Source organism: Bacillus horti (assembly GCF_030813115.1).
Lineage (GTDB): Bacteria > Bacillota > Bacilli > Caldalkalibacillales > JCM-10596 > Bacillus_CH > Bacillus_CH horti.
This window is the reverse complement of sequence record NZ_JAUSTY010000010.1, coordinates 112,544-139,290: the sequence shown is the minus strand read 5'-3', so window position 1 is coordinate 139,290 and position 26,747 is coordinate 112,544. Positions and strand designations below refer to the sequence as shown.

Here is a 26,747-nt window from a genome sequence, read left to right as displayed (position 1 = left end):
TAAAAGCATAAAAGTGTTAAAGTATTGATTTTTGTACTTTTAAAAGTCCTCCATTACATGTCTTATTTATATTAGATATTAACTTTTTTCAATAATGTGAAGGGGATTTTCATCAAAGGGCGAATAAGTAGTAAAAGATTAGAAAATGTCGAATGGACTCGAAGGAGTGTCACCTATGGCAACTAAGAATGGACAGCCCATCTTCGCTTTAGATATTGGAACTAGAAGTGTAGTGGGCATTCTTTTACATAAACATGCTGAAGGATATGAAGTCATTGATTATATGGCTCAGGAGCATACTGAGCGATCCATGGTAGATGGGCAAATCCATGATGTTATGGCTGTAGCTCAGGTTATTCGTACGGTCAAGCAAAAGCTAGAGGGCAAGCACGGTCCTTTAAGTAAAGTAGCTGTAGCCGCAGCCGGGCGATCTCTTAAAACAAAAAGAGCAAAAGTTTCCAAGGATATTGAAGGGCGACCTATCCTCACACAAGAGGATATCCTAACCATGGAGCTTGAAGCCGTCCAACTAGCACAAGCAGATTTGGCTGAGGAAATCAAAGCCTTAGATCAAACTCATTTCTATTGTGTAGGGTATTCTGTTATTCGTTATACGTTAGATGATGAAGCGATTGGAAACCTGATCGATCAAAGAGGGAAGGAAGCTGCCGTAGAAATTATTGCGACGTTTCTTCCTAGAGTTGTCGTGGATTCACTTATTTCAGCTCTTAAGCGAGCGGACTTAGAGATGGAGGCCTTAACGTTAGAGCCTATAGCAGCCATTAATGTGCTTATTCCAAACACCATGCGTCGTCTTAATATAGCATTAGTGGATATTGGAGCAGGCACATCTGATATTGCTTTAACGTCAGAGGGAGCTATTACAGCCTATGGTATGGTGCCTTGTGCTGGAGATGAAATAACAGAAGCTCTGTCTCATGAGTATATTTTAGATTTTAATGATGCTGAACAGATTAAACGTAAGCTTTATCAGCAGGAGAGCGTTGAGTTTGATGATGTTTTAGGCTTTCATCAACAGCTTCCATCTATGGAGCTTGTCAAAAAGATTCAGCCTGCTATTCAGGATTTAGCTACTCAAATTAGCCGTGAAATTATGAATCTCAACGGGAAGGCACCTCAAGCGGTGATGCTCATTGGAGGAGGAGCCCTGACCCCTACTTTAAATCATTGGGTAGCTGATCTCCTGGGATTGCCAGAGAATAGAGTTGGAATCCGTGGCCTTCAATTAAATCAAAGCATAACTATGGCTGAAGAATTGAACTTATCAGGACCTGAAGCAGTCACACCAATCGGAATCGCTATCGCAGCCGAGCAGCACCCGGTGAAATACCTATCTGTAACGGTGAATCAAAATACCGTCCGACTTTTTGATTTACGTAAGCTGACGATTGGAGATGCGATCCTTTCCTCAGGTATTAATATCAATCGTTGGTACGGAAAGCCTGGATTAGCTATAAGTATAGAGCTTAATGGCCGACTTACACATATACCTGGTACATTGGGAGAGCCCCCTGCCATTACTTGTAATGGGGCAGCAGCTAGTCTTATACAGCCTTTACAGGAAAATGACCAGATCCTCATTCAAGAAGGAGCAACTGGTCGAAATGCAGTAGCTAAAGTGAAGGATATTGTTTCACATACTGAGCATCTACAGGTATATATTAACAGTATAAACTACTCTATTCCTCCGGAAATTTTCGTAAACCAACAACGTGTATCCCTTGATCATGACGTAAAGGATAGAGATGAGGTGAAGATTATCTATCCTTCTCAGGTACAGGACACATTACGCTTTGCCGGCATGGATACGGAGCAAATGAAGCCCCAAAGGATTCATTATTACCTAAATCAAGAGGAAAAGTGGTTAGAGGATCCAGGGGCAGCTATATTTAAGAATAAGCTACCTACCTCCCTTCTTGAACCAATACAGCATGGTGATGAAATTACAGTAAAGCAAATGTCAAAAAAAATATATACAGTTATGGATGTCATCCCTGAGAATCTCAAGCATTCTGAAGAAATCGTGGTCACATTTAATGGGGAAAAAGTTAAACTATCTAACAGTCGTTACATGATATTACTAAATGATAAGCCTATTGATGATAGCAATGAGAATATCAAAGCAGGGGACCAAATAAGTATTATAGAAAAAGAAGAATCTCCTTTATGCTTTTCAGATATCTTCCGTTATGTGGATGTAGACACCCATAGTCGTGAAAAAGGAAAGAAATTTGTTCTGCGAGTTAATCAGGACTTAGCCGCCTTTGATACACTGATAAGACACGGGGATATGTTAGAATTAAGCTGGGAATAGAAGCAAGCTGTTTATCTACACTACTTCAGTACAGTAAAGAATAGTAGGCTGCAGGGTAATCATTTTTGATTCTTTAAAAGTGAAAGGTGTAATTTGGTATGTCACTTACAATAGTTGTAATCGCTATACTCTTTATATTGCTTGTCACAGTGGCCTTAATTGCTGGTGTGATTAAAAGCATAGAAGGTAATAATCAAAAATACGTACAAAGCAAAGAGGTTCTGGAAAAAGGAACATCTGCTCAAGCAACGATTAATTCAATTGAACAAACCAATGTAAGAGTAGATGAACAACCACAGATTTTACTTGATCTAACCGTTACGAAAAAAGATGGCGAGCTCCATCATATGATTCATAAGACAATCATTCCTATCGCTAAAATTCCTGAATTTCAAAAGGGGAACATTGTTGAAGTGAAATACCTTACGATAGACAATAAGCAGAAATTTGAAGTTGTTGGAGCCTATATTCCTACAAATGAATAAGATAGAAAAGCCTTGGCAGTTTGGTATTATCCCCTTGCCAAGGCTTTTATCTTATGGACCAACAGATTTGTCTATTTAGTCCTTTTCTTTAAATATTGTATTATTTACTTTTTGCTTTATCAATCGTTGCTGCCACTTCTTCCTTTACATCTTCAGCTGAATCTTTAACATCCTCCGCCACATCCTTAGCTTCACCAATAGCTGTGGCTTTAAGGTTTTGTAGATCCTCTTTCACATTAGTAGCCGCTTCCTTTACCTTACCAACAAGATACTCAGATTTTTCACCGACATTTTTAGCGATCTCTTGAGTCTTTTTCGTTGCTGTATGGTATCCATCAGTTAAATCTACACGAAGCTCTTTCCCAGACTTTGGAGCTAACAATAGAGCTGCAGCTGCCCCTACAATTGCACCTGTTAAAGCTCCAATTAAAAAATCCTTACCACTCATATTATTGTTTGCACCCATTTTATTTTCCTCCTCAAAAGTAATATTTTGTTTTCTCTCCCTAATAAAAAGGGTCTTACATTTTTATGTGATCAGATACACTCGCCTCCTGGGTATGTACCTGCTCCTCCTTTTGGGCTTTACGTTCTTGCCAACTTTGCCACAGCTTCACCCCTGCCGTGACGTATTTGAACATTTCCGATAGCTTATCTGTTTTTCCCTGTGGTGGTACTTCCGTCATTTGCTTTACCCGACTAGAAATCGTAGTTGATACCTGCTTAATTGATGCTGTCATTTGCTGGGATGCCACACCAAGGTCTTCAATAGAATGAAATATTCCATCTAGCTTTTGTGTTTTATTTTTGATATCTGCCGTAATTTCATTTGTGCTACGAATGAGCTCAGTAGCTTCTGTACTTAGGTTATCAACCTGTCCCTTCATCTCAAGCATCGTTTGATTGACCTGATCCAACGTATTTCTCACAGATGTTAGGGTTTTAATTAGAAAGATGACTAACGCGGCAAATGCTATAGCTATAATGGCGACACTTATTCCAATAAGATCCACTCACTGATCCTCCTCTCTGCATGTCTCTTCTATGATACACTTTCTACATTGGACCACTGATTCCTTTAAATTTTTTAAACAGATCAAGGATTTCTTCAATGAACACTTTGCTTACTAAAAACAATACCACTTTTCAGTCCCTTTTAAACACTTTTCTTTACTATAAAAACAAAAATTCGAGTAAAGTGAAGAACTGAAAAGCTTTTGGAGAGTATAAGGTCGCTTTTACTCATTCCAGTTCCTCCTCATCTACCGTTCGTGAGGTTTTCCCTCATACGGCTTTCCGCTGCTCTTCTTTCCTTGGCACGCAAAATAAAAAAACACAACATATAACATCGTTGCGTTTTTCAGTAATTATTGTAAATCAATCGGTAAATCCGTGGCCATTCCTAGCTCACCGCGTAATTGATTTAACGCTTGAAGCAGTTCGAACTGATACACTGAATTCTGCTTTGCTAACTCATTCATCAAAGGATAAGCCCTATAAAGCAGATTGTACAGATCTTCAGCTTCAAACAGATTATTCTGAGCAGGCTGAGTCTCAACATGAATGGCCTTATCTTCTACCTTTTCTAAGCTGTAATGATTAAGCTTTTGCTCTATTTCTAAAAAGAGGGAGGATAGCTCCGCCGGCATAGAAAACGAATGTTGTTTAAAGCTATCGATAAGCTGAATTAACCTCATCTTCTTATCCATCAACCTACAGACCTCCTATATAAAATTTAAGGATTTCCATAAGTTTACCCGTCTTCCCTCATTTCATACGTTGTCTCCTACTCAGCCTTTTTATCCATTAAGATAAATGAATCTTCAAAGGCCATTTGTAGCTTCTGAATGTCTCCTGCTCCCATAAAAAGAATCACAGCTCCTGTATATTGATCTAACTGGTTGATCGTTTCTTCAGAGATAAGCTTGGAAGAAGGAATACGATCAATTAGAGCCTGAACCGTTAATGATTGATCCTGCTCTCTTGCAGATCCAAAAATATCGCATAAATAAACGTCATCAGCCGTCACAAGACTCTCCGCAAACTCCTCTAAGAACTTAGCTGTTCTTGTGAATGTGTGGGGCTGGAACACAGCCACGATTTGTTTATCAGGATATTTCGCTCTAGTCGCTTCAAGAGTAGCTTTTATTTCAGTTGGATGATGAGCGTAATCATCAATTAGAATATTTGTGTACCATTCCTTTTCATTAAATCTACGCTTTACACCAGTAAAAAGCTGAAACTGTTCCTTTACTTTATCTAGTGGTGCTTCCTCCAAAATACAAATACCAATAACCGCTAATGCATTTAACACATTATGATTGCCAAACAACGGGATTTTAAAGCGCCCAAGATGTTTTTCCTCTAAGCTTACGTCAAAGGTCACACCATCAACAGAAGAAGTAATATTTGTTGCCCTCAATTGATTCTCCGCACCAAACCCGTAGAAAAGAACAGGTACTGGACTTTCAAGAGCTCTCACCTGTGAATCATCACCACAAGCTACAAGACCTTTTTGAACCTGTTTTGTGAAAACTTGAAAAGCATCCATGACATCATCTAAATTGGTAAAATAATCAGGATGATCAAAGTCTATATTGGTAATAATGGCATAATCCGGACGATAGGATAAAAAGTGTCTTTTGTATTCACAAGCTTCAAACACAAAATAACTGCTATCTGGAACTCCTTTTCCTGTCCCATCCCCAATTAAATACGAAGTAGGTGATACACCCTGAAGGACATGAGATAAAAGCCCGGTTGTGGATGTTTTTCCATGAGCTCCAGTCACAGCAATACTTAAAAAGCCTTGAGCAAAGTCCCCTAAAAAATCATGATAGCGATAAAAAGGAACGCTTTTATTTGAACTCTCTTGAATCTCTACATGCTGCTGACCAAACGCATTTCCTGCTATAACAGACATGTTTTCAAGTTGAATATTTTCCTTCTTGAATGGAAGAATTTTAATTCCTTTTTGTTCTAAAGGCTCCTGCGTGAAATAAAATGTCTCATAATCTGAACCTTGAACATCGTAACCTATATCATGTAGCACCTGTGCTAATGCACTCATGCCAGAACCTTTAATTCCTACAAAATGATACTTCATATTTGTTAAAACCTCCATCCACACAATCTCATTCAGAGCGCAATCTTTTTTAATTTAAGATAGAAGATAAACGCTATATGTTAATCAATTAGTTCGAATATCGTTTGGGTTAACTTCCTCTAATTAGTGTATGCACCGTTTTTTCAAAAGCTGCCTTTATATTAGTCGTTTCTTAACGTTGGTTTGTTACCGCAGTGTATGAAATATAGTTATAGGCTAACCTAAATTGGGAAGCTTCATAACCTAATATCCAGCCATCCTTTTTTTACAAGTTATAGTTTAACATATGCCCATATCTACTAAGATGATATAAAACGCAAGAAAATAATTCCGCCTAGTCATTGATTATAACATAAAACCCTTTCTAAGTGAGAGCAATTAAAACGGCTCCCTACTCAAAAAGGGTTTTTTAAGCTATGTTATTTCATTTTGTACCAAAACTAACTTTTTCTATATACAAATTGCCCATTGATCATTGTTGCTTCAACCTGGCTTTGATGCTGATAAAGAGGATGCCCAGACCAGATCACAAGATCTGCATCTTTCCCTACCTCTAATGAACCAACACGATCTTCGACCTTCATATGCTTGGCCGCGTTAATTGTGAGAGCCTCCCAAGCTAACTGCTCATCTAACCCATGAGCCACAGCAGTAGCCGTAGCCGTAATTAAATAGTCAATAGGGACAACAGGATGGTCTGTTGTAATGGAAAATGGGACACCATGCTCTGCTAAAGTAGTAAGTGTATGCCAGCCTTTATCTCCTAGTTCAATTTTAGACCTACTAGACATCGTTGGTCCAACAGATACTCTAAAGCCTGATTGCTTAATAAATTCAGGAATTTTATGACCTTCTGTACAATGCTCAATCGTCAGATCTAAGTCAAACTCCTTAGCAATTCGGATAGCTGTTACAATATCATCTGCACGATGAGCATGAGCTCTGACTTGAATTTCCTTTTTCAGCACCTTAGCTAATATCTCTAGCTTCAAGTCACGCTCAGGAGCTTTATCAGGATCCTTTTCCGCAAGCTCAAGCTTGCGTAGATAATTCTGCCCTTTCACCAAATTCTCACGTAATACGGCAGCCAAGCCCATTCTTGAAGCTGGCATTTTATTTTTACCGCCATACACTTTCTTAGGATTTTCTCCAAAAGCTATCTTTAATGCAGATGGACTTTTGACAATCATCTCATCTACAATGTTTCCAAATGTTTTGATGACGAGCATTTCCCCACCAATGACGTTACCGCTTCCAGGCATCACCTGAACCGTTGTGACCCCAGCTTGTATGGCATCAACAAACCCGCGCTCCATCGGATTAATCGCATCTAAAGCACGAACCTGAGGAGTGGCTGGATCAGTAAGCTCATTACCATCTGCCCCAGCAGGTCCAACAATTTCTTCATACACTCCTAGATGTGTATGCACATCTATTAAACCTGGTGTAACCATTTTTCCAGCGGAATCTATAACCTCTACCTGATCTTCTACAGTAATTTCCTGACCTATTTCCTTTATCTTTCCGTTCTCCACTAGTATTGAAGCATTTTTCAATATACCATTTGTAATCGTATGTATTTCAGCGTTCTTAATTAGAATCATTACATAGTCTCCCCTCACTAAAAATCTACTTAAGTATACTCATTAATTTTAGCATACCTAAGTAGATATTTCGAGTTCTGAAGGATTCGTCAATCATTTTTCATTTCTGTACCGAAATCATACTGTTGATGATCATTGCTAACCTTTTCAATAATTTCGTTCTGTTCAATATGTTGCTTAGTCTCAGGGGTTCCTAAGCGATAAATTAATTTATATATTTCCTCTAATTGGTTGCTATAGCTTTGTACATCATCTTCTACATCACTCCACTTATTCGGTAGATGAGGGTCAACAAAAAGTCCGACATCCTCTACATCCTTTTTAGCGAATAATTTAGATAGCTCATTAACCTCTTCTTCCGTAGCTTCAATGACAAGCTCATACGCAGCAGCTTCTTGATCCTCAAGGATCTGTCCATTTTCCACAGCGATATAATACTTTTTCTTCTGATCCATGTTGATTACCTCCTCTTTCTGGAAAAAGAATTCGTAATTATTTTTTCATAAAAGCTATTTCTTATACCATTACCTCTTACGATTTCCTGTAAACATGACTTGCCAGTTTGAATCATACAAAAAAGTAACTATCTCATTAGAAAAACTTGGCTTGTCGCCAAGTCATGGCGAAAGCCTTAGCTTTTCTTACAGCCTAAGAAAGTATAAAATTTGATACAATTCATTCTTCAAATTTTATACTTTCTGGATGCAAGGAAAGCTTCCTTTAATGAGGGACTAGACAACCCCTTCGAGATTTGCTCCTATTCAAGCTTTTCTTATACTATCTACCAATAAACTTATAATTATAAATTCTTAGACTGTAAAAAAGACGCTTATCCCCTCATAAGAAAGGTGTAATAAGCGTCCTTCTGGATTAAAGATTTTCTGCTTTTATGCTTCTCAAGGGACAGTCTTAACAAAAAAGCAATCCCAGGATTAAAAATCCAAATTAATTAAAGCTTTCTAATGGAATGAAAAGCTCATCCATTCTTGAGCCGTCCTTGGCACTAGTCTCATAAAGCTCTAAGGTCACTGTACCGTTAACAGGTAGCTCCTCTTCAGAGATATCAATGTTAATGGTAAATGTTCCCCAATTTGGCGCACCATTAGATGTTGTTTCATGTGCATCTTCAATGTAGTAAAAGTGACCTTCAGTAACACTATAGTTTAAGTTAGCTTCGAAAACGCGAGCTTCACCAGTTATCGTATATACACCATTTTCACCGGAAACCTCTATGTTACGGAAGGTATCATTTTCATAAACCTCATTGTCTCCAGACTCTGTGTTTGGATCTTCAGAACCTCCGGTTGAATCTTCAGTTGCTTCCCACTCTAGTTCAGCCGTAGCCGTTAGATCTGACTGGCTTAACCCAAGACTCTCAGCCGTATTCGTAGCTACGATTTCAGCTTCAACCGTTACTGTACCGTCAAGCACAACGGACTGAGAGTTCAAGTCAAGCTCATCCTCCCAAGTGTAGGTTTCCCCAGCTTTAACTTCAACCGTCGTTAGGGCTTGAGCAAACATCTTGTCGATAGAGTGGCGATAGACCTCTTCTCCATCTTCGTCCTTAATCGTTACTTCATATTGCTGAGAGGAAGAGAACTCCAGTTCAACATCCTCTGTTCCTTTATTTTCTAGATGGAGCTTAAAAAGAATGTTGCTTCCACTTTGCTCCACTTCTAAATTCGTCTCTAGTTGAGTTCCATTTTGCTCCACAGGCTCTCCTCCTGTTTCGCTGCCTCCAGTTGTTTCTTGACCACAAGCTGATACAACTAGTAAGGCAACTATAGATAAAATAGACCAAAGCAATGATTTTTTCATTTTCATGTTAGTAACTCCCCTTTCTGACATACATCCTTGCTTTTCTACTACTTTAGACGTAGCGATAGGGTTAGAAGTTGCAAAGCGTCTATTTTTCTAAGCACACTTCACTTCATCGAGATCCGTTCATCATACAGAAGCTAGCTTATTGCCTAATCCACTTCCATATTTCTCCTAACGTAGCATTTTTACCATACATCATAATACCAGTCTTAAATATTTTTCCAGCTACTTTCATCATCACCCATATAGAAGCAGCTAGTACTATTAAGGACAGAATCACCTCAACAGTGGCAACAGGTTCTGTTAAAGAAAGTCTAAGAATCATTATCGCAGGTGCCGTTATAGGGATATAAGAAGATACTACAGCAACTATTCCATTTGGGTCTGTAACAACTGGTGCAATTAGAATAAATGGAATAAAAGGTAACATAAAGATAACGCCTTGGAAATTGCTTGACGTGTTTAAGTCATCCATCGTTGCTCCGAGTGCAACAAATATACAAGAGAAAAGTAAGTAGCCTGCAATCGAATAGCTTAACAGCATCAAAAATTCTACATTGAGAAGGTACGAAACGATCGAGATGTCAAAATACAAACTAGCAGCAGGAATACCAATTGCTAACCAAACACCAATTTGGATAATCCCTAATAGAAAATACCCAATAATTTTCCCCTGCATTAACTGATGCGCTGTTATGGAGGAAAGAATAATTTCTGACACCTTGTCTTTCTTTTCTTGTAGCGCACTTTGGAACTGCATCATGCCTGTCATCATGATAGAAAATAAGATGACCCCAGCTACAACTCCAGGAATTAAATGCTTCAAGAAATCACTTTCTACGTCTGTTGTAAGAGGTATTGCTTCAGAAGTTAGTGGTTGGATTGCATATTGAATCGCATTCTCACCTGCGCCACTTTCTCTCAGCACATGAGCATCAAGTACATCATTGATAACTCGATTTAGCTCCCAAACATATGTAGCGTCCTCGTGACCTACATAAAGGGATAACTGTTTCTCTTCAAACAAACGTTGATCCAGTCTTACATAGCCTAAATTTTCTTGGTCTGTTACTTGTTCTGATAGCTGTTCTTCAGAGCTGGTTGAAGCCTCTAGCCGTACTCCACTCCCCGCTTGAATGAGAGCTTCATTTATTTCTTGAGTAAGCTCCAACTCATCTATAGTATAAATGGTTACCGTATGTGGAGTATTACCCGGTATCCCTTGAATTGAATCCTCAAAATCTGGACCATTGCTAGAAAGCAAATTAGGAATCAAAGCAAAAAGCAAGAAAATCGCAGGTGTTAAAAATATAGAAATGATGAAGGATTTGTTCTTTAGATTTTTTTGTAATTCCCAAGTGGCAACCTTCCAGCTATTTCTCATTAGTAATCCCTCCTCTAGCAATCCCTACAAAAATATCATGCAAGGAAATACGGTCAATGTGCAGCTCCTTAATATCTAAGCTTTCGGGCAGAGTCCGTAAAAATACCTGTGGACTTACTTCTTTCTCTAAAAAAAGAACTTGCTTGCCTGATTCCTTAGTTACTCGTTTTACTCCCTGAAGAGAGGAAAGGTCCATATGTTCGTTCTCTCCTATAATTTCACATTTAAAATCAGCAAACTGCTGCTTCACATCATGAACTCTTCCGTAAACAACCTCACGTCCCTGATGAATCATAAAAATACGGTCACACAGTTCTTCAACCAAATTCATCTGATGGGCAGAAAGCAGGATTGATGTACCGTTCTTTGCGAGTTCATTAATTTCCTGCTTAAAAATATCCTGACTGACCGGATCTAGACCTGAAAAAGGCTCATCCAGGATTAACAGCTTAGGCTCATGAATAAGGGAAGCAATAAATTGAACCTTTTGGGCCATCCCCTTTGAAAGCTCTTCGATTTTGCTGTTTTCCTTCCCCTTTAAATCAAACTTTTCTAGATAAGCAAAAGCACGCTCCTTAGCTTTAGAGAGCGGGTAATCCTTTAACTTGGCAAAGTAAAGTAGAATATCCATGATTCTAACTCCCTTGTACAAGCCTCTTTCCTCTGGTAAGTAGCCTAGCTGAGCTTTTGGTAGTCCCTCATGCTTCCCTCCATCAAGATGGAAACGAATCTCTCCATCATCTGGCGGAATGATGTTCATGATCCCACGAATTGTTGTAGATTTCCCTGCTCCGTTCGGTCCTAAGATCCCCAGTATCTCTCCTTTATGAACATCAAATGAGATGGAGTTGACAACGGGGCTGTTTTTGTACGATTTACTTATATTTACAACTTCTAATAATGGCTGTTGCATCGATAAAGCCTCCTTACTCTACTTTTACAATGTCCTACGAAAATTATCCACAAGCGTTTCATTTATTGACGATAAAATGAAAGTCAACGAAGATCCCCTCGTTGACTTTTTACTTTTGAAACTTACTGCTTTGGCTTCCTTTTTGCTAAAATAAATATTGGCTCAAGCTGTCCATCCTTATATTGAAACGGTAAGGCTGTAATGGGAAGTTGTCCACTGGTATAGAATTGAAAGCCCATTTGACCTAAAACATCGTACCCAGCTTCATTGCGCAGATCAGCAAATATTAATACATCCTGATGAGGAATTGCTATACATAGATCGCCTTTTACCTTCTGCTGGTACTCATTAAGAAGGGTTTGATTCAAAATTCTACTAGCTGCATACCCATCTGTCGTACTGATAAAATAAAAATCATTCCCAGCTACCGTATCCACCTTAGCTTCATTTGAGAGTCTACGTAGATTAAATAGGGCACGCTCCTTTAACTCCTGCTTTGTCCAATCTGAAGCCGTTAGCATGGAATCATCAATTAGTGAATAACTCTGACCTAAATCTAAAGCATAATAAATCCTTGATTCAGCCGAATGCTCATCATGTACTAGCTTCAATCCACTAGGTGCTTCAGTAGGGAAGGATGTGCTTCGCATCACAGGATAGATATGCTCTTGTTGCTCAGAAAGCTTTTTCGTTTTCCTAGCCTCAACAGACTCAAACATCAATTGAATAGAATGAATCGTCTCGTCAACAATTCGTTCTGCCTTGTTTTGCTCTTCCTTGATTCGTTGTAGAAGCTTAGGGACAGAAACCTCCACTGGCTCTTGCTTATCAGGAATTTGAAGCTCATAAATATCCTTTTGAGTATCCCATTTATAGCTCCAGTTACGATCATTAAACTGTTTGCTTAAATGCTCTTTAAGAGCTTTTGCATCCACTTCTATCAACTCCTTCGTTTAGTCTAACACCTTTTGATACCAAAGGATAAGAGAATGTTCTCAGACTGTAAAAAGAATCGGTATGGAGGACCATACCGATTGCTCATTATCTTTTGTATTGAACACCCTTATTCTTTATACTCAGCAATAACGGTTGTTCCTAAGCCACCTCTAGCATTCCAAATGGCTTCTATTCTAAGCTCTTTTGGCTCAGTTAGAGTTACCAGATCATCTAAAATTCTTTGTGTTGCATGCTCTTGATAAATACCTACGTTACGATAAGATGTTAGATAATACTTTAGAGATTTCATTTCAACTAGCTTTTCCTTAGGCACATAAGTCAATTTAATTTCAGCAAAATCAGGTAAACCTGACCATGGGCACACGGAAGTAAACTCGTTAGTAGGAATTGAAACCTCGATATCCTTTCCTGGATACTCATAAGGAATGGTTTCTAAAATATCCACTAATATAACACTTTCATCTTGAATATCAAAACGTATATCTGCGTACTTACTGTGATCGACATTCGCTTTACTCATTTGTACTTCTCTCCTTCAGCCATAGTAAACATGCTCATTTTGCTTTCCATTACTTTACACAGGCAAATTACTTCTATTGCAAACTGTGTTTTTGTTATGATAGCTATATAAGAGCACTACTTATTATATAATAGTATAGACCAACAATAAAGGAGATTTCACTATGAACCACAAATTTATTACAGTGAAAAATCTACACGGCGAATTGGTTTTTTATCATAGAAAAGGAAATTTAGGGACATCCATTACGACAAAAGAGATGTTTTTTCAAAAACCTAACTTTTCTTATCACATATTATTTGACGATATTCACTCCATGATTCCTTATGACATTGGCTCCCAGCAAACTTCTATTCAAATTTCAGATGAGTTAAAGGTTTTTAGCGAGTTTAGTAATCAGCTATATAAGGTACACATCAATGAAATGGTTGTCCTAAACCGTCAGGGAAGGTTTCTAAGGCAAAATGTTGAAATAATCTTACCCCTTTCCCCTGCGTTTTTAGAGAAAGTACAGCAATTTAGTCATTTAACCTCATTACCTGTTTGATGGAACAGTCCGCACTAGTTCATTCGTCCTAGAAGCAAGCAATTGCTTTTAGGACTTTTTTTTCGTTTAATTTCTAAAAATTATGTAGAAAAAGCTCAACAATCGGTAGGAAAAATACGATATTAATAAGAGAAGAACTTATTGCTTTCATCCATGTCTTTCAAACTACACACTAAAGGGGGCTACATAGTGAAAATAAGCCGGAAGATATCAATCGGTGTAATTATCGCTATTCTTGGCTTAGTTGGTATCGTTGGGATTAATACGTATAGTTTAACTCAAATAGCAGACTTAAGTCAGGAACGAGACAAAATCAATGAATCTGCCTTTATCGGGCAAAATATTTTAGTTTCCATGCAGACAGCGAGATTTAACGAATTAAGCTTCATGGAACAAAGAAATATGTATTATGTACAGCATGTTGATGATGCTATAGAACAGCTCACAAATGCTACAAACCAAATTATCCTGCAAACAGATAATTCAGTAATCCTTACAAGAGCAGATCAATTATTATCATCCTCAAGAGACTACAGCTCACAGTTTGCAGATCTTGTGAAACAATCCGAACAGATTGGGCTTAGTAATTCTTTCGGCTTAATAGGTCAAATGAACCAGAATGCCACTGCCATTCAGATTTTAGTTAAGAATGCTGGGGAAAATGATGTTCTTAGTGAGATGCTTCAAGCAAGACTGATCGAAAAAGAGTTTTTAGTCCGAAGAAATTCGGAGCAACTTTTACGCGAGTTCGGACAGCAAATGATACTGGTTGAACGTGCAGTAGCAGAAATAGAATCCATTAGTGAACAGCAGGTCTCAACTCTTCAAAGGAATCTTAACTCGTACAAAGAATCCTTTACTACATTAGCTGAAATGTCAATTGCTTTAAATGAACGTACGGCTAACTTTAGTAATATTACACAAAGAATGGAAGAGCTTGTAGGTTCAATTAATGAAGAGCTGAATGCAGAGCTCGAATCTATTGCTGATGATATGGATACATTAACAATTAGATTGTACATAATTGTTCTATCTGCAAGTGCTGCCATATTACTTATTTTAATCTTTGGTGGAATGTGGATTACTCGTTCTATTACGAAATCAGTGAAGACCTTACAGAACGGAGCACAGATTATTGGGGAAGGAAATCTTGCTTATAGAGTAGATATTCGTTCTAAAGATGAAATGGGTGTATTGGCTGAAACGTTTAATACAATGGCTGAACAGGTTCAATCCTCCTTTAAAGAGGTTCAACAGGTTTCTCGCCAGCTGTCTTTCTCTTCAGAAACGTTAGCAGCAGTTTCTGAGGAAACTACAGCTCAAACACATGAAGTGAATCGAGCAATTGACCAAGTGGCTGCTGGTGCACAAAATCAATCTCTAGAGCTAGAAAGGGGTATCCACCTCCTTGAAACGATGTCCAATAACCTGGTTAAAGTAAACGATCTTGCTACTGGAATATCAAGTCAAGCAGCACTCTCTACTTCCATCGGAAAAGATGGGATTGAAGTAGTTGGTGAGCTAGACCAAACGTCTAAAGAGTTCATTTCCTTAGCAAACAACTTAATCACAAATGTTCAAGATGTTGCCTTAAGCTCGGAAAGAATCCTTAAAATTGTGGAAACGATTGAAGAAATCTCTAACAGCACGGATCTATTAGCCCTTAATGCAGCGATTGAATCTGCACGTGCTGGAGAAGCTGGACGAGGCTTTGCCGTTGTAGCTGGCGAGATCAGAAAGTTAGCTGAAAAAACAAAGGGTGAGGCACGAAATATCCATGTTGTTATTAAAGAAATCAGAGAAAAAATGGGTACATTGACTACAGATGCGAACCACTTAAATAACTATAGTACCATCCAGGGTGAAGCTGTTACAAAAACAAGAACATCCTTTGACGATATCGTTGCTCAGATTACGTTAATTGAAGAGCATGTCTCAACTGTCCAAGAATCACTTGTTACATTAAATCATTCATCTGAAGAAATTAATGCGGCCATGCAGGATATCAGTGCGATTTCTGAAGAGTCTGCTGCCTCTGCGGAAGAGGTTGCAGCTTCAAGTGAGCATCAGCTTCAAGCTATTGAAGAAGTGAATCAGGCTGCTGTACAGCTTCAAGACTTGGCTCAGCACCTCATTGAGGAAGTAAGTAAATTTACTTTAGAGGAGCAAACAAGTTCAATAGAAGATGACTTCGAAATAAACTCAGACATAGAAGATAGTCTTCTCGAAGATGGAACTGACTTAGATGCTGAAACAGATGAAAATCAAACCGATTATGATGAAACTGAGCATCTAATAAGCGATGAATTAAAAGATGAGGTTGCTACTACTTACGATGACTCCGAAGTAGAACAAGAAGCCCTGACAGAGACAGACGTAACCAAAAGTGATACAGAAGAAACAGAAGAACTTCCTGACAACAAAAAATAAGAAAAGCTTTATCGAAGCCCTCTCGAAGAAGTCGTCTAGTCCATCATTAAAGGAAGCTTTTCAAGCCGTCAGAAAGTATAAAATTTGAGGAAAAAATGGTATCAAATTTTATACTTTCCTAGACGTTAAGAAAAGCCTTCTATCGAAGCCCTCTCGAAGAGGTTGTCTAGTCCATCATTAGAGGAAGCTTTTACATGCAGCCAGAATTTATGAAACTTGAAGAAATCATTGTATCAAATTTTATAAATTTTTAGGCTGTAATAAAGAATTATGTCTTAGGTCTGCTGTTTGATAATTGAACAGCAGACCTTCTTTGATTTTTTACAAAGAAACTGTCGGATAATGAATGAAAACGAATGATTTGTATCATATTAAAAATGTATCATCTATTGATCAATCATCTTAGAGAAAGGATGAACATATATGGATCGCGCAGCTTTAATACTGGTTATTATTGGTGCAATTAACTGGGCACTAATTGGCTTTTTCCAATTTGATCTAGTTGCAGCCATCTTCGGAGGGCAAGATGCATGGTTAAGCCGTATTATTTACTCGCTAGTCGGAATCGCTGGGTTATATTGCATCTCTCTTTTGTTTAGAGATCGCCAAAGAGTGGAAGGCTAACGGCTTGAAACGAAAAAGAAGCTACTCACAGAACTGGGTAGCTTCTTTTATTTAAAGTAAAACATAACTTCTAATTTCCCTTATATTTTTTTATAAACCAAGATAGTGTGAATCTGCTTTCAAATTCAAAGCAAAGTCCGATTGATGCTCGGCCGAATTCCTTCTTTCAATTTCTTCAAACAATAGTTGAATGAAATCTGGGGAGCAGTTCAACTCTTTTGCCCGAATATAGGCTTCTAAAAGCTCAACATCACTAAGTCTATCCATCTTGCCTTCCCCCTTCCAATTATTGAATATCCACATCTTAACACGGAATATTTTAAAGAACAAGCGTTCTACTTATCCACATTTATCTGTGGTTAACCTGTGTATATGTTGTGAGTATTCGTCTGCAATATGACATCAATAGCTACAAAATAACAAAAAAATTGTGTATAACTTTATCCACAATTTTGGACAATTATACACAATTAGCTACACCTGTATAAAATTAAAATTATTTTCGACAGTCTTAGTCAGAAAAAGTTCAATGCCTAATATATTGTAATTTCCTGTTGATTTCTGCCACATTAAGAACACTATTCTTTTACATTTACTACTGATTCATCGGCCATTGCTGTAGCTTTCATAAAGCCTTTACTATGCCTATTTCGGTATAAAATGGCTACACACAGTAATAAAGAGCAGATGAAAGCGAGGAGCTCATAGTCCACCCTATAATACGTGAACGAAATCAAAAGAACACCTGCTATTCCGATAAAGCTAAGGTAGCGAATAAAAACCGTAGAGAGCACCCAAAATGTAAATGTAATGACTGCTACAAGTGGATATGTCGCTAGAAATATGCCTATCCCAGTAGCTACTCCCTTCCCTCCGGTAAAACCTAAAAATATAGATTTAATATTACCAGCTAGTAGGAACAACCCTACAAAAAGAGACATCCCTAGCGAAAAAGTAGAAAAGGTAACCAGCATCATTACATAAGCTTTACCTAAGTCACAGAGAAGTACAATAATACCTGCTTTTTTTCCCAGCACTAGATACGTATTACTAGCCCCGATATTTCCTGTACCCGTTTCCTGAATATTCACACCTCGGCTAGCCGCCACTATTTTTCCAACAGGGATAGAGCCTACTAGGTACGCTATTACACAATAAAAGGATAATAATAATAATTCCACAAAATCCCCTCTTTCTATGTCAAATGCTACTTATTCATTGGAGTTCGTGTAGTGATACAAATTTGGTATAATACAAGTATATGCATAGATAAACTATAAATAAAATCGGTAAGATGGTCTTATTGCTTGTATCGGCAACTAGGCATGATCTTCTGAGTCATAATAGCCTAGCCAAATTTACACTTCTACAACGACGATGTTAAACACCAAAAGGAGAAATGTTATGTTTACAGCTGAACAACTTACTACGATTACAAACGGAGAGCTTATTCAAGGTAAACTTGATGTACATATCCATTCTATCCATTTTAATTCACAAAAGCTAGAGAAAAGTTCCTGTTTTATCGCATTAACTAAAGGAAAAAGAGATGGTCACCAATTTTTAGGAGATGCATGCAGAGCTGGTGCCACAATCGCCATCATTTCAGATCCAAATGTTCAAAGAAAAGGCATTGAAGAGCTTACTCTTATTCTGGTAAAAGATACAGAACTAGCCTTACAGCAATTAGCAAAAGCTCACCGACATACCCTTTCTATTCCCATAATCGCCATTACAGGAAGCAATGGCAAAACAACAACAAAAGATATGATCGCTCATATTTTAGCAAGTAGAAAAAAGGTCTATAAAACTAGCGGTAACCTAAATAATCATTTAGGGGCTCCCCTTTCCTTACTTCAAATTGATGATACCTATGAAGCAGCTGTTTTAGAGCTGGGTATGAATCATGCCGGAGAAATCGATCTTCTGGGAAGCTTTGTGCAGCCTACAGTTAGTGTCATCACTAATATCGGTGATGCTCATATTGAGTTTTTTGGTTCAAAGCTGGGGATTGCTAAAGCAAAGGGAGAGCTATTGCCTCATACAGATAAGGATGCTTTCGTCCTTCTAAATAAGGATGATCAGTTTGTCTGTTCTCAGGCTGATCGCTACCCTGGTAAAGTCTATTATTATAGTATTCAACAGAAAACAGACGTTTTCGCTACAAACATTTCATTTACTGATCAAGGGACCATTTTTACCTTACACATTAATGAGGAAAGCATATCTTGCTTTATGCCAATGTTTGGTCAATACAATGTAAGTAATGTTCTTCCTGGAGCATTTATAGCCTACCAATACGGCTATTCCCTTGAGCAAATCGCTGCTTCTTTATTAAGCTTGTCGATCTCCTCCATGCGTTTTCAAATCATCGACGGTCCAGGTCAAAGCTTACTAATTAATGATGCGTATAATGCTAGCCCTACCTCCATGAGAGCGTCCATCCAAACGTTCAAACAAATTTTTGCTCAGCGTAAAAAGATCCTTGTACTTGGGGATATCTATGAGCTAGGCGAGGAGAGTGATCAGCTTCATATCTCAGTTGGAGAATATATTCGTGGTCTAAACCAAAACGACTCTGAATTCCAGCTGATTACAGTGGGGCAATCTAGTCAATTAATTGCTCAAGCTGGTCAAGGGGTACATTATCCGACAAAAACTGAAGCCCTTAAGGCTCTAGAGCCTTATCTCACTCAAGATTATGCCATTTTATTTAAAGCTTCTCGTGGGATGAAGCTTGAAGAAATGATTGCTGAGCTTGTCAAATAGATAAAAAGGGGTCTTCCACGAAACATCGCTTTTTCGATGAACTGGAAGACCCTTTATATTTTACGCTCTACAACGACTCAGCAGTAATTTGATTTTGTTTTTTTTCAGCATATCTTTCTAACCCAAGTTCAATAAGCTTTTCAATGAGCATCGGATAGGAAGTACCCGCTGCTTTAAACAATAAGGGATACATACTGTAAGGAGTAAAGCCCGGCATCGTGTTAATTTCATTGAGGATGACTTGGTCATCCTTGGGATTCCAGAAAAAGTCCACTCTAGAAAGCCCTGAGCATTCGAGTACTGTAAATGCTTTTTTGGCTATCTCAGTAATTTGTTCCGTGACATGATTAGGTATTTGTGCAGGTATCACTAGCTCTGTGCCAATATTTTTATATTTTGAAGCATAATCATAAAACTCATTCACTGATTTGATTTCGCCGACTACCGACGTTTGTAGTTCATCGTTACCAAGAACTCCAATTTCAACCTCACGTCCATCAATCATTTCCTCGACAATTACTTTATTATCGTAACTTGCCGCTGTAAGGAGAGCAACCTCTAGCTCTTCCATATTTTTCGCTTTACTGATTCCAACACTGGATCCCAGATTAACGGGCTTAACAAAGCAGGGATAACCTAGCTGGTCTTCAATTTGCTGTGTAATCTTCTCTAGTTCTCCTTGCTTTAGTTCTTTTCTAGTATACGATAGATAATTACATTGAGGCAGACCAGCAGAAGAAAATATATTTTTCATCATTACCTTATCCATCGCTAATGCAGATCCAACAACACCAGATCCGACATATGGGATATCCAGCATCTCTAGAAGCCCTTGTAGCGTCCCATCCTCTCCAAACGGCCCATGAATGACTGGAAACGCCACATCAAGCTCCTGAGCCAAGTCGAATAAGGAGACAAAACTAGTGGTGTTGTCCTTCTGATCGAGCCTTAGTTCACTCGCTTTTTCTGGCACTGTGGAGTACTTCTTACCCCTCACCCAGGTCCCATCTAGTTTAATGTATAAAGGTAGCACATCATATTTTTCATAGTTAATCGCTTCTGTTACTGAAAATGCTGTTAATAAAGATACCTCATGCTCACTTGACTTACCACCATAAATTAGACCAATCGTTTGCTTCTGACTCACTGATGACCTCTCTCCTTTATAAATGCTGCAACTGTCTACATACACATTCGCCTTCAGCCTTATATATATGTATATGCAACACATTATATCATGGGATACACGTCATGATGCATCCTCCTATTCTACTACCCATTTTTCTTGGTGATAAGCCATATCTCAAAACATATATTCATACTTACTACTGATTAAAAAGTGCTCCTTCATCTCCTGACGCTCTGCTTCGGTGACTGTTCGAGAAATATCATCTAAACGATTGACCTGTTCCTCAACCAGCTTCTTGAACCATTCTCCAGAATACGCAGCAATCCACTCCTGATAGATAGGCTCTTCAGGTGTAGCTGAATGAAGTCTTTCACCAATTTCATAGTACAGCCAGTAGCAAGGCAGAATGGCCGCAATAATATGTCCCAAATGCCCTGTATACGCAGCTCGAATCATGTGTGACGTATAGGCATAAGCTGTTGGGCTTGGCTGGAAGCTTCTACGTTCTTCTTCAGTGATCCCTAAACGCTCAGAAAAGCTCTCATGTAGGCTTAACTCTGCTTCATATGTTCCTTGAACATGAATAGCAATTAGTTTAGATGTGTACAAATCTGATGCTTTGGCAGCCCCTAAAGCCTGAACCTGAGCAAAATGCTTTAGATAATAAGAGTCCTGTAGAACATAAAATCGAAAGCAATCTAATGGCAATGTCCCATCAGCAATTCCCGTAACAAAAGGATGCTCAAAGCTTTTTTTCCAAATCGATTGTGCTTCATTTCTAATTTGCGTAGAAAACTTCATACTCTATTCCCCCATTAATCGTTATAGTATCGCACATCAACTATATCTACATAAGGCCATTGATGACTAATCCAATAAGCAAGCAAGCTTCCAACTAAAAGATAGAGAACAAAGATGAAGTCATTTATGGAAAAGCCTAGCTTGTAAAAATACGTTCGTTTTTGAGTCATGGCAAAGCGTTTTGCTTCCATCGCTACAGCCATTCGTTGTGCTCTTCTAATGCTTTGGGCTAATAGAGGAATGGAGAAGAACTTCAGCTTTTGATAAAAGCCACGAATTCCTCTCTCCTCCCTTACTCCTCGAACCTTTAATGCGTATCTCAATGTCTGAAATTCCTCAAGCATAATAGGAAATAATCGAATGGCAGCCATAAAGCTGTAAGCATATTTAGGTGGAAGCTTAAGCTGCTTCATGAGTGAATAGAAAAGAAATACCGGTCTTGTTGTTAAGGCAAATAACAAACCTACGGAAGCAAAGCTAAGAGCTCGAAATCCTAGATGTAGTCCTCTGTAAAAGCTCTCCTCCGTAATATGCACAAGCCCCCAACGGAACCAGGTCGTATCTCCCTTACCAAAAAAAATCATAGATGTTGCTGTAGAGATAAAGATAATGACAAAAGGGATACTAAATAAAAGAACTCTTCTCCACGGATGCCCAGTAAAAAAGGCAAGCAGAAGTAAAGTAACCACACATAAATTAATCATAAAATCAATATGGTGGACCAATAATACCTGTACGAATAAAAGTAGGGAGACGATAAGCTTAACACTTGGATTTACACGATACAGCCAGGTTTGCTGAAAGGTTAAATCGATTTGCATAATCTTTGCTCCTCTTCATTACCAATCGGTTTCAGTTGTTCTGCTAGAGTCCCCTTCTCTATGATCCACACTTTAGTAGCAAAATGCTTTACAATCTCCATATCATGAGTAACCATTATAATAGTGGTTCCTTCCCGTCTTAATTGCTCTAGCTGCTCTAAGATCGCAAATGTATTTTTAGCATCCTGCCCAAACGTAGGCTCATCTAGAAGCAACAGGTTTTTCTTCATGATCATTGCGGTTGCCACACTTAAACGCCTTTTTTGTCCCATCGAAAGCTGGTAGGGATGCACATTCTCCTTGCCATCTAGCTCAAACCTCGTTATCGTTTCCGCAATAGTTCCTTCTAGCTGCTTTTGAGCGATGCTCATCATTTTTAAGGAATAAGCTAGCTCATCGTAAACGGAATTGGTCACAAACTGAAATTCAGGATTCTGAAATACATAGCCAATCTGACTGGAGAGGTCAGTATGAAATCCTTCAATCTGGCTCCCTTTAAGCAGATAGCTCCCACTTGTTTTAATAAGCTGCATCAAGGCTAAAAGCAAAGTGCTTTTACCCGCTCCATTTTCTCCTGTAATGGCAATCCAATCATTTCTTGTAACCTCTGCTTCAGCTATGTTCAGCTTAGCTTCTGATCCTCTATAGCCCATAAATTGATTCAGTTGGATGAGGGTCTCTGATACAGAATTGTTAGATTTTATATTAAGGGTTGGCGACCAAATTTCCTCGGTTATTACACCCTTAGTAGCCTTATTCTTTTTACGTAAAATAGAGTAATCCTCCCAAACATCCGGATACCATATTCCATAATCAATTAATAGACTTCTATATTCTGTGAACAAAGTTTCGGGTTGCGCATCAGCTACTATATTTCCACCAGGGCTTAATAAAATAACACGATCTACATAATCAATAATTTCATTAATTTTATGCTCGACAATGACCACCGTTTGAACGATATCCAGCTGCTTTATAAGCTGCCAAATTTGAATAGTACCTGAAGGATCTAATAGGGCAGTTGGCTCATCCAAAAATAGAGCATTTGGCTTTAAGGCTAGCACACTTGCTAAAGCTAACCTTTGCTTCATCCCTTGTGATAAGGACTGGATAGGAATGTGCGGGTTTTCAAGCCTCAGCCCGACCATGTGCAAGAGTTCCTCAATTCTAGCGTGCATTTGATCCTGCGGCAGACAAAGATTTTCAAGGACAAAAGCAAGCTCTTCATCCACAAAGGGCATACAGAATTGAGTATCTGGATCCTGGAATAAAAAGCCCCATGATTCTGGAAGTGATACTTCCTCTGCCTTAACTGGTATATCAATAGACTGAGGAATCATTCCTGAAAGAACCTGTAATAAAGTTGACTTTCCACAGCCACTTGGACCTAGAAGCAATACTTTTTCACCCTCTTCAATGGCTAGGGATAAATCCGTAAACAACAGAGAAGAAGCACCGGGAAATTTTAGCCTTAAATCCTTAACACCCATCGCTTTTCTTGTCATCATGACAACCTCTTTTCCTTAAATAAAAGTATGACTACTGTTCACTTACTGAGTTCAAAAGCTTCTCCTTTCTGAATCATGCTACTAGGAATATTTATTTATTCAACGCATCATAATCTTCCTTGGAGCTTGAGCGAACAAGCTCAGTCACTCCTGTGCTCTCCAATGCCTTCACAAGATAATAGGCACAGACACCAACAATAATGATTGACCCTACCGTACGCATACCAATTAAAAGTAATAAGTTCCACAGCTCATAATCAAAAATATACCCTCTTATTGTGTCCATGACAAAGGAGCCAGCCGTGGCACCGATAGCTGCTAAGCTTGTCACAAACAATGAATAGGATTTGTAAGCAAAAATAAGGAAAATAAGCTCTGCTCCTAAACCTTGAAAAACACCATAGACCAGTGTTTCTAGTCCCCATTCTGCTCCCATCACCAGCTCTCCCGATGCCGCAGCTACTTCAGCAAGCAGAGCTACCCCTGGCTTTCGAATAATTAAGAATGCTACAGTAGCCGCCATAAACCACATCCCATACACGGCCTGCTCCAAATGCAGCCCAAAGGGCTTTAACGCATAATACAGCGGCCCCCATAGCTTGTAAATTACAGCAAAAATAATAGCAATAACAACTGTTACTAGGATGTCCGTTAAGGTTAATCCCTTCTTTTTCATTTTCTAGCTCTCCTTTTGTTCGTCACCCACTAAGAACGAGCTTTTCTGGTTCTAGCGTACCTCCCACCTTCACTCTCCCCAAAAGAAAGAAGTAAATAGGCAACAAACAATGCCTTTTAATAAGGCAAAGCTTCATGAGAGCAATTAAAAAACCACTCTCAGGAAGAAAGTGGCTTGTGTGTATTTTTCGGACACTTATCTATAGATAAATGAATACTCCAGTACTGGAAACAAGTAAACAAATCTACGTGCAGCTCTTTGATGAACTAGATAAGCTCTTAGACTCATTGACTTGTATTAGGAATGATCATCTATCTTAATATGTGTCGTATCATACTCAATCCTCTTCACTTCCCTACGCTAGTATTATCTAGATCAGGTTAAGGGTTTAGGCTAATGCCATTCTCAGCTCAAAAGCACCCCTAGTGAAATGACGATATTTAGTTTTTAATGTACAGAACCCTGCTACAGGATTCTATGACCAAACATACCACACTTATTCTTAAATCTCAATAACAATTCAATGACACAAAGAGTATTTGTTTCTCTATTTTAAAAATAATAAAATAGGCATTTACTTTTTTTGTAAATAAGATACCATATTATAGAAAGTGAATAAATAAAATCAACTAAAAGTGAAATGGAGGCTCATTCATGTTAAAAAGACTTTTCATTACCATTTTTTCAGTTTTCTTAATTTTCTCTCTAAGCAATATTATTTCTTATGCAAATAACCTAGGAACTCTGTCCTATTGGTATGCTAATGAAGAATCGGCTGATAGGATAGGCAGGTGGCTCTCAACTCCAACAGCCTGGCAGGGTCCTATAGATAATAGTTTTACAAGCTCTGTTTTTAATGGTCATGTTACTCATGCTAAGAATCAATGGAGTAATGCTGGGATATCTAGAGCAAATTTTTTTAATACGGACGATGTTAGTAATGCAAATTTTATTATTCGAGCTGGAACATACGAAAATCTTAGAAGATATAGACCTGATTTAGATGATACAGCAGCAGGAGAAACTTTTATAGCAGGAAATGTAGAAGGAAATTGGACGTATAGTAATTCTACTAAAACAGGTGTAAGAATTAGTAGAGCTGAGGCATATATATACTACTTTAGTAACCAAAATAGTAATTATCATAGAAATACCTTCATTCATGAAATAGGTCATGGATTAGGATGGTTTGGTCATTCTACTAATTCTAGTGACCTAATGGGTGGAGATTCTACAAGAACTTCATTAACAACTCGAGACCAAAGGCATCTAAATCAAGTCTATTAAATTGGGAGGTTTTTTTTGTGAAAATTAAAAAGTATAAAACTTCAATGTTTGTCATCCTTACTTTATCCCTATCCATAATCTTGCTATTTCAAAGTAATGTTTTTACTTCTCAAAATGAGAATCAAATTGAACAATCTAGCTTGGAAGAAAACCAAACCGTTGTTTATTCATCAAGCAAATCGCTTTTTGAGCCTACCTTAGACAATTTAATTGAAAGAGCCCAGTTTATTACCGTAGGGACAATCATTGAAGATAAAGAGTTTGATATATTTTCAAGGGAATACAAAGTTCAAATCCAGTCTGTTTTGAAGGGAGAAGCTATTTCTAAAGAAATAGTTGTTTATGATAAAGTAGGACGCTACCAGTTAGATAGTACGTATGTTTTGTTCCTTGGATATTGGGATGATGAATTATTTCCAAATCGGATCCATACCTCAATTTATAAGCCTGCCATTGTGGAGATTACTGAAGACGGGTTAGTTGGTTACCAAGAGTTTATTGAAAATCACACGGATGTATCCTTTATTGACTATATTAATAATTCACTAGGAATTGACTCCATTCAAATGCAAGCTGTTACTGTTCAGGAACAAGCTGAAAGCCTACAGGAGCTAGATCAATTTTCAGATCATATTATTCGTATAGTTCCTAGAAGTATGAATCATGAGCATAAATATATCAAGTTTGCTAATGTTGAGTTACTACAAATCTTTAAAGGTGATGGCATTGATACTACTTACCCACTTGCATTGCCACCTAGTATCGAATTAGGCAAAGAATATATTGTATTTCTAAAAGAGAATGAAGCAACACTTTCTCTAGCAACGAGAAATGGGAGCGTTATAAGCGTCGATGATCCTGAGTGGACTGATGCATTAGAGTATCTAGATACCGTATATCCTATTAACAATTAAGTAATAAATTCATTGATGTAAGGATAATAAAAAGAATAGGGAATCCATTTACTAGACTCTCACTCAATATTTAACTGTTAGATATTAAAAAGAGCTACTCGAAAGTTTTCGCCATT

General features: G+C 38.1%; 26 protein-coding genes and 1 riboswitch. Of the genes, 8 read left to right on the top strand and 18 right to left on the bottom strand.

The window, feature by feature from the left end; all coding sequences use genetic code 11:
- The first annotated feature begins 175 nt into the window (after nucleotides 1-175).
- Entirely contained in the window at nucleotides 176-2,335 is a 2,160-nt protein-coding gene (locus tag J2S11_RS13105) for a cell division protein FtsA (protein WP_307395240.1), read from the top strand.
- A gap of 98 nt (nucleotides 2,336-2,433) precedes the next feature.
- Nucleotides 2,434-2,820 carry a hypothetical protein gene (locus J2S11_RS13100; RefSeq protein WP_307395239.1) on the top strand — a complete coding sequence of 129 codons (387 nt, stop codon included), beginning with the start codon at nucleotides 2,434-2,436 and terminating at the stop codon, nucleotides 2,818-2,820.
- A gap of 100 nt (nucleotides 2,821-2,920) precedes the next feature.
- Here the strand turns inward: J2S11_RS13100 and J2S11_RS13095 are convergent, their stop codons facing one another.
- The 11 genes from J2S11_RS13095 to queF form a co-directional block, all read right to left on the bottom strand.
- A complete protein-coding gene (locus J2S11_RS13095) occupies nucleotides 2,921-3,286 on the bottom strand; it encodes a YtxH domain-containing protein (protein WP_307395237.1) in 366 nt (121 codons plus the stop codon).
- A gap of 55 nt (nucleotides 3,287-3,341) precedes the next feature.
- A complete protein-coding gene (locus J2S11_RS13090; RefSeq protein ID WP_307395235.1) occupies nucleotides 3,342-3,833 on the bottom strand; it encodes a DUF948 domain-containing protein in 492 nt (163 codons plus the stop codon).
- Between the two features lie 354 nt (nucleotides 3,834-4,187).
- The gene (locus J2S11_RS13085; RefSeq protein ID WP_307395233.1) at nucleotides 4,188-4,529 is read right to left on the bottom strand and encodes a hypothetical protein; all 342 of its coding nucleotides are present in this window, start codon (nucleotides 4,527-4,529) and stop codon (nucleotides 4,188-4,190) included.
- Nucleotides 4,530-4,606: 77 nt separating this feature from the next.
- Nucleotides 4,607-5,926 (bottom strand): UDP-N-acetylmuramate--L-alanine ligase, encoded by a 1,320-nt coding sequence (gene murC / locus J2S11_RS13080; RefSeq protein WP_307395231.1) that lies wholly within the window; start codon nucleotides 5,924-5,926, stop codon nucleotides 4,607-4,609.
- Between the two features lie 440 nt (nucleotides 5,927-6,366).
- A complete protein-coding gene (locus tag J2S11_RS13075) occupies nucleotides 6,367-7,530 on the bottom strand; it encodes an amidohydrolase (protein ID WP_307395229.1) in 1,164 nt (387 codons plus the stop codon).
- A gap of 89 nt (nucleotides 7,531-7,619) precedes the next feature.
- Complete coding sequence (locus tag J2S11_RS13070; RefSeq protein ID WP_307395227.1) at nucleotides 7,620-7,985, bottom strand: hydrolase; 366 nt, start codon at nucleotides 7,983-7,985, stop codon at nucleotides 7,620-7,622.
- A gap of 490 nt (nucleotides 7,986-8,475) precedes the next feature.
- On the bottom strand, nucleotides 8,476-9,354 hold the full coding sequence (locus J2S11_RS13065) for a BsuPI-related putative proteinase inhibitor (RefSeq protein WP_307395226.1): 879 nt from the start codon (nucleotides 9,352-9,354) through the stop codon (nucleotides 8,476-8,478).
- Between the two features lie 139 nt (nucleotides 9,355-9,493).
- Nucleotides 9,494-10,735 carry an ABC transporter permease gene (locus J2S11_RS13060; protein WP_307395223.1) on the bottom strand — a complete coding sequence of 414 codons (1,242 nt, stop codon included), beginning with the start codon at nucleotides 10,733-10,735 and terminating at the stop codon, nucleotides 9,494-9,496.
- On the bottom strand, nucleotides 10,725-11,648 hold the full coding sequence (locus J2S11_RS13055) for an ABC transporter ATP-binding protein (protein WP_307395221.1): 924 nt from the start codon (nucleotides 11,646-11,648) through the stop codon (nucleotides 10,725-10,727). Before J2S11_RS13055 ends, J2S11_RS13060 begins: the two co-directional genes overlap by 11 nt.
- Nucleotides 11,649-11,770: 122 nt before the next feature.
- Entirely contained in the window at nucleotides 11,771-12,583 is an 813-nt protein-coding gene (locus J2S11_RS13050) for a DUF1444 family protein (protein ID WP_307395219.1), read from the bottom strand.
- 128 nt (nucleotides 12,584-12,711) lie between these two features.
- Complete coding sequence (gene queF / locus J2S11_RS13045; protein WP_307395217.1) at nucleotides 12,712-13,125, bottom strand: preQ(1) synthase; 414 nt, start codon at nucleotides 13,123-13,125, stop codon at nucleotides 12,712-12,714.
- Between the two features lie 163 nt (nucleotides 13,126-13,288).
- Between queF and J2S11_RS13040 the strand changes: the two genes are divergently transcribed.
- From J2S11_RS13040 to J2S11_RS13030, 3 genes are all read left to right on the top strand, one after another.
- A complete protein-coding gene (locus J2S11_RS13040) occupies nucleotides 13,289-13,672 on the top strand; it encodes a hypothetical protein (protein ID WP_307395216.1) in 384 nt (127 codons plus the stop codon).
- 189 nt (nucleotides 13,673-13,861) lie between these two features.
- Nucleotides 13,862-16,102 carry a methyl-accepting chemotaxis protein gene (locus tag J2S11_RS22405; RefSeq protein WP_307395214.1) on the top strand — a complete coding sequence of 747 codons (2,241 nt, stop codon included), beginning with the start codon at nucleotides 13,862-13,864 and terminating at the stop codon, nucleotides 16,100-16,102.
- Between the two features lie 423 nt (nucleotides 16,103-16,525).
- Nucleotides 16,526-16,726: a DUF378 domain-containing protein gene (locus J2S11_RS13030; protein ID WP_307395212.1), complete on the top strand. Its 201-nt coding sequence runs from the start codon at nucleotides 16,526-16,528 to the stop codon at nucleotides 16,724-16,726.
- A 90-nt stretch (nucleotides 16,727-16,816) separates the two neighbouring features.
- On the opposite strand, the gene sda is transcribed toward J2S11_RS13030, so the two are convergent.
- Both sda and J2S11_RS13020 read right to left on the bottom strand, forming a co-directional pair.
- A complete protein-coding gene (sda, locus tag J2S11_RS13025) occupies nucleotides 16,817-16,993 on the bottom strand; it encodes a sporulation histidine kinase inhibitor Sda (protein WP_307395210.1) in 177 nt (58 codons plus the stop codon).
- Nucleotides 16,994-17,304: 311 nt separating this feature from the next.
- A complete protein-coding gene (locus J2S11_RS13020) occupies nucleotides 17,305-17,907 on the bottom strand; it encodes a glycerol-3-phosphate acyltransferase (protein WP_307395208.1) in 603 nt (200 codons plus the stop codon).
- Between the two features lie 223 nt (nucleotides 17,908-18,130).
- On the opposite strand from J2S11_RS13020, the gene J2S11_RS13015 reads away from it, so the two are divergent.
- A complete protein-coding gene (locus J2S11_RS13015) occupies nucleotides 18,131-19,495 on the top strand; it encodes a UDP-N-acetylmuramoyl-tripeptide--D-alanyl-D-alanine ligase (protein WP_307395207.1) in 1,365 nt (454 codons plus the stop codon).
- 67 nt (nucleotides 19,496-19,562) lie between these two features.
- Here J2S11_RS13015 and J2S11_RS13010 read toward each other — a convergent pair whose 3' ends face one another.
- The 5 genes from J2S11_RS13010 to J2S11_RS12990 all read right to left on the bottom strand — a co-directional run bounded on the left by J2S11_RS13010 (nucleotide 19,563) and on the right by J2S11_RS12990 (nucleotide 24,430).
- Nucleotides 19,563-20,642 carry a D-alanine--D-alanine ligase gene (locus tag J2S11_RS13010; RefSeq protein WP_307395205.1) on the bottom strand — a complete coding sequence of 360 codons (1,080 nt, stop codon included), beginning with the start codon at nucleotides 20,640-20,642 and terminating at the stop codon, nucleotides 19,563-19,565.
- A 156-nt stretch (nucleotides 20,643-20,798) separates the two neighbouring features.
- A complete protein-coding gene (gene tenA / locus J2S11_RS13005; protein ID WP_307395203.1) occupies nucleotides 20,799-21,425 on the bottom strand; it encodes a thiaminase II in 627 nt (208 codons plus the stop codon).
- Between the two features lie 14 nt (nucleotides 21,426-21,439).
- Nucleotides 21,440-22,246 carry an energy-coupling factor transporter transmembrane component T family protein gene (locus J2S11_RS13000; RefSeq protein ID WP_307395201.1) on the bottom strand — a complete coding sequence of 269 codons (807 nt, stop codon included), beginning with the start codon at nucleotides 22,244-22,246 and terminating at the stop codon, nucleotides 21,440-21,442.
- On the bottom strand, nucleotides 22,231-23,754 hold the full coding sequence (locus tag J2S11_RS12995; protein WP_307395199.1) for an ABC transporter ATP-binding protein: 1,524 nt from the start codon (nucleotides 23,752-23,754) through the stop codon (nucleotides 22,231-22,233). Before J2S11_RS12995 ends, J2S11_RS13000 begins: the two co-directional genes overlap by 16 nt.
- 91 nt (nucleotides 23,755-23,845) lie before the next feature.
- Nucleotides 23,846-24,430 carry an ECF transporter S component gene (locus J2S11_RS12990; RefSeq protein WP_307395198.1) on the bottom strand — a complete coding sequence of 195 codons (585 nt, stop codon included), beginning with the start codon at nucleotides 24,428-24,430 and terminating at the stop codon, nucleotides 23,846-23,848.
- 335 nt (nucleotides 24,431-24,765) lie between these two features.
- Nucleotides 24,766-24,864: riboswitch (TPP riboswitch) on the bottom strand.
- A 220-nt stretch (nucleotides 24,865-25,084) separates the two neighbouring features.
- Between J2S11_RS12990 and J2S11_RS12985 the strand changes: the two genes are divergently transcribed.
- Complete coding sequence (locus tag J2S11_RS12985) at nucleotides 25,085-25,717, top strand: zinc metalloprotease (protein WP_307395196.1); 633 nt, start codon at nucleotides 25,085-25,087, stop codon at nucleotides 25,715-25,717.
- Between the two features lie 17 nt (nucleotides 25,718-25,734).
- Nucleotides 25,735-26,631 carry a hypothetical protein gene (locus J2S11_RS12980; RefSeq protein WP_307395194.1) on the top strand — a complete coding sequence of 299 codons (897 nt, stop codon included), beginning with the start codon at nucleotides 25,735-25,737 and terminating at the stop codon, nucleotides 26,629-26,631.
- The last annotated feature ends 116 nt before the right edge of the window (nucleotides 26,632-26,747 follow it).

What these genes read in the sequence shown, in the direction of transcription:
- J2S11_RS13105 (WP_307395240.1), top strand. Translation starts at nt 176, where the DNA reads ATGGCAACTAAGAATGGACAGCCCATCTTCGCTTTAGATATTGGAACT.
- J2S11_RS13100 (WP_307395239.1), top strand. Translation starts at nt 2,434, where the DNA reads ATGTCACTTACAATAGTTGTAATCGCTATACTCTTTATATTGCTTGTC.
- J2S11_RS13095 (WP_307395237.1), bottom strand. Translation starts at nt 3,286, where the DNA reads ATGGGTGCAAACAATAATATGAGTGGTAAGGATTTTTTAATTGGAGCT.
- J2S11_RS13085 (WP_307395233.1), bottom strand. Translation starts at nt 4,529, where the DNA reads ATGGATAAGAAGATGAGGTTAATTCAGCTTATCGATAGCTTTAAACAA.
- murC (WP_307395231.1), bottom strand. Translation starts at nt 5,926, where the DNA reads ATGAAGTATCATTTTGTAGGAATTAAAGGTTCTGGCATGAGTGCATTA.
- J2S11_RS13075 (WP_307395229.1), bottom strand. Translation starts at nt 7,530, where the DNA reads ATGATTCTAATTAAGAACGCTGAAATACATACGATTACAAATGGTATA.
- J2S11_RS13070 (WP_307395227.1), bottom strand. Translation starts at nt 7,985, where the DNA reads ATGGATCAGAAGAAAAAGTATTATATCGCTGTGGAAAATGGACAGATC.
- J2S11_RS13065 (WP_307395226.1), bottom strand. Translation starts at nt 9,354, where the DNA reads ATGAAAATGAAAAAATCATTGCTTTGGTCTATTTTATCTATAGTTGCC.
- J2S11_RS13060 (WP_307395223.1), bottom strand. Translation starts at nt 10,735, where the DNA reads ATGAGAAATAGCTGGAAGGTTGCCACTTGGGAATTACAAAAAAATCTA.
- J2S11_RS13055 (WP_307395221.1), bottom strand. Translation starts at nt 11,648, where the DNA reads ATGCAACAGCCATTATTAGAAGTTGTAAATATAAGTAAATCGTACAAA.
- queF (WP_307395217.1), bottom strand. Translation starts at nt 13,125, where the DNA reads ATGAGTAAAGCGAATGTCGATCACAGTAAGTACGCAGATATACGTTTT.
- J2S11_RS13040 (WP_307395216.1), top strand. Translation starts at nt 13,289, where the DNA reads ATGAACCACAAATTTATTACAGTGAAAAATCTACACGGCGAATTGGTT.
- J2S11_RS13030 (WP_307395212.1), top strand. Translation starts at nt 16,526, where the DNA reads ATGGATCGCGCAGCTTTAATACTGGTTATTATTGGTGCAATTAACTGG.
- sda (WP_307395210.1), bottom strand. Translation starts at nt 16,993, where the DNA reads ATGGATAGACTTAGTGATGTTGAGCTTTTAGAAGCCTATATTCGGGCA.
- J2S11_RS13015 (WP_307395207.1), top strand. Translation starts at nt 18,131, where the DNA reads ATGTTTACAGCTGAACAACTTACTACGATTACAAACGGAGAGCTTATT.
- tenA (WP_307395203.1), bottom strand. Translation starts at nt 21,425, where the DNA reads ATGAAGTTTTCTACGCAAATTAGAAATGAAGCACAATCGATTTGGAAA.
- J2S11_RS13000 (WP_307395201.1), bottom strand. Translation starts at nt 22,246, where the DNA reads ATGCAAATCGATTTAACCTTTCAGCAAACCTGGCTGTATCGTGTAAAT.
- J2S11_RS12995 (WP_307395199.1), bottom strand. Translation starts at nt 23,754, where the DNA reads ATGATGACAAGAAAAGCGATGGGTGTTAAGGATTTAAGGCTAAAATTT.
- J2S11_RS12990 (WP_307395198.1), bottom strand. Translation starts at nt 24,430, where the DNA reads ATGAAAAAGAAGGGATTAACCTTAACGGACATCCTAGTAACAGTTGTT.
- J2S11_RS12985 (WP_307395196.1), top strand. Translation starts at nt 25,085, where the DNA reads ATGTTAAAAAGACTTTTCATTACCATTTTTTCAGTTTTCTTAATTTTC.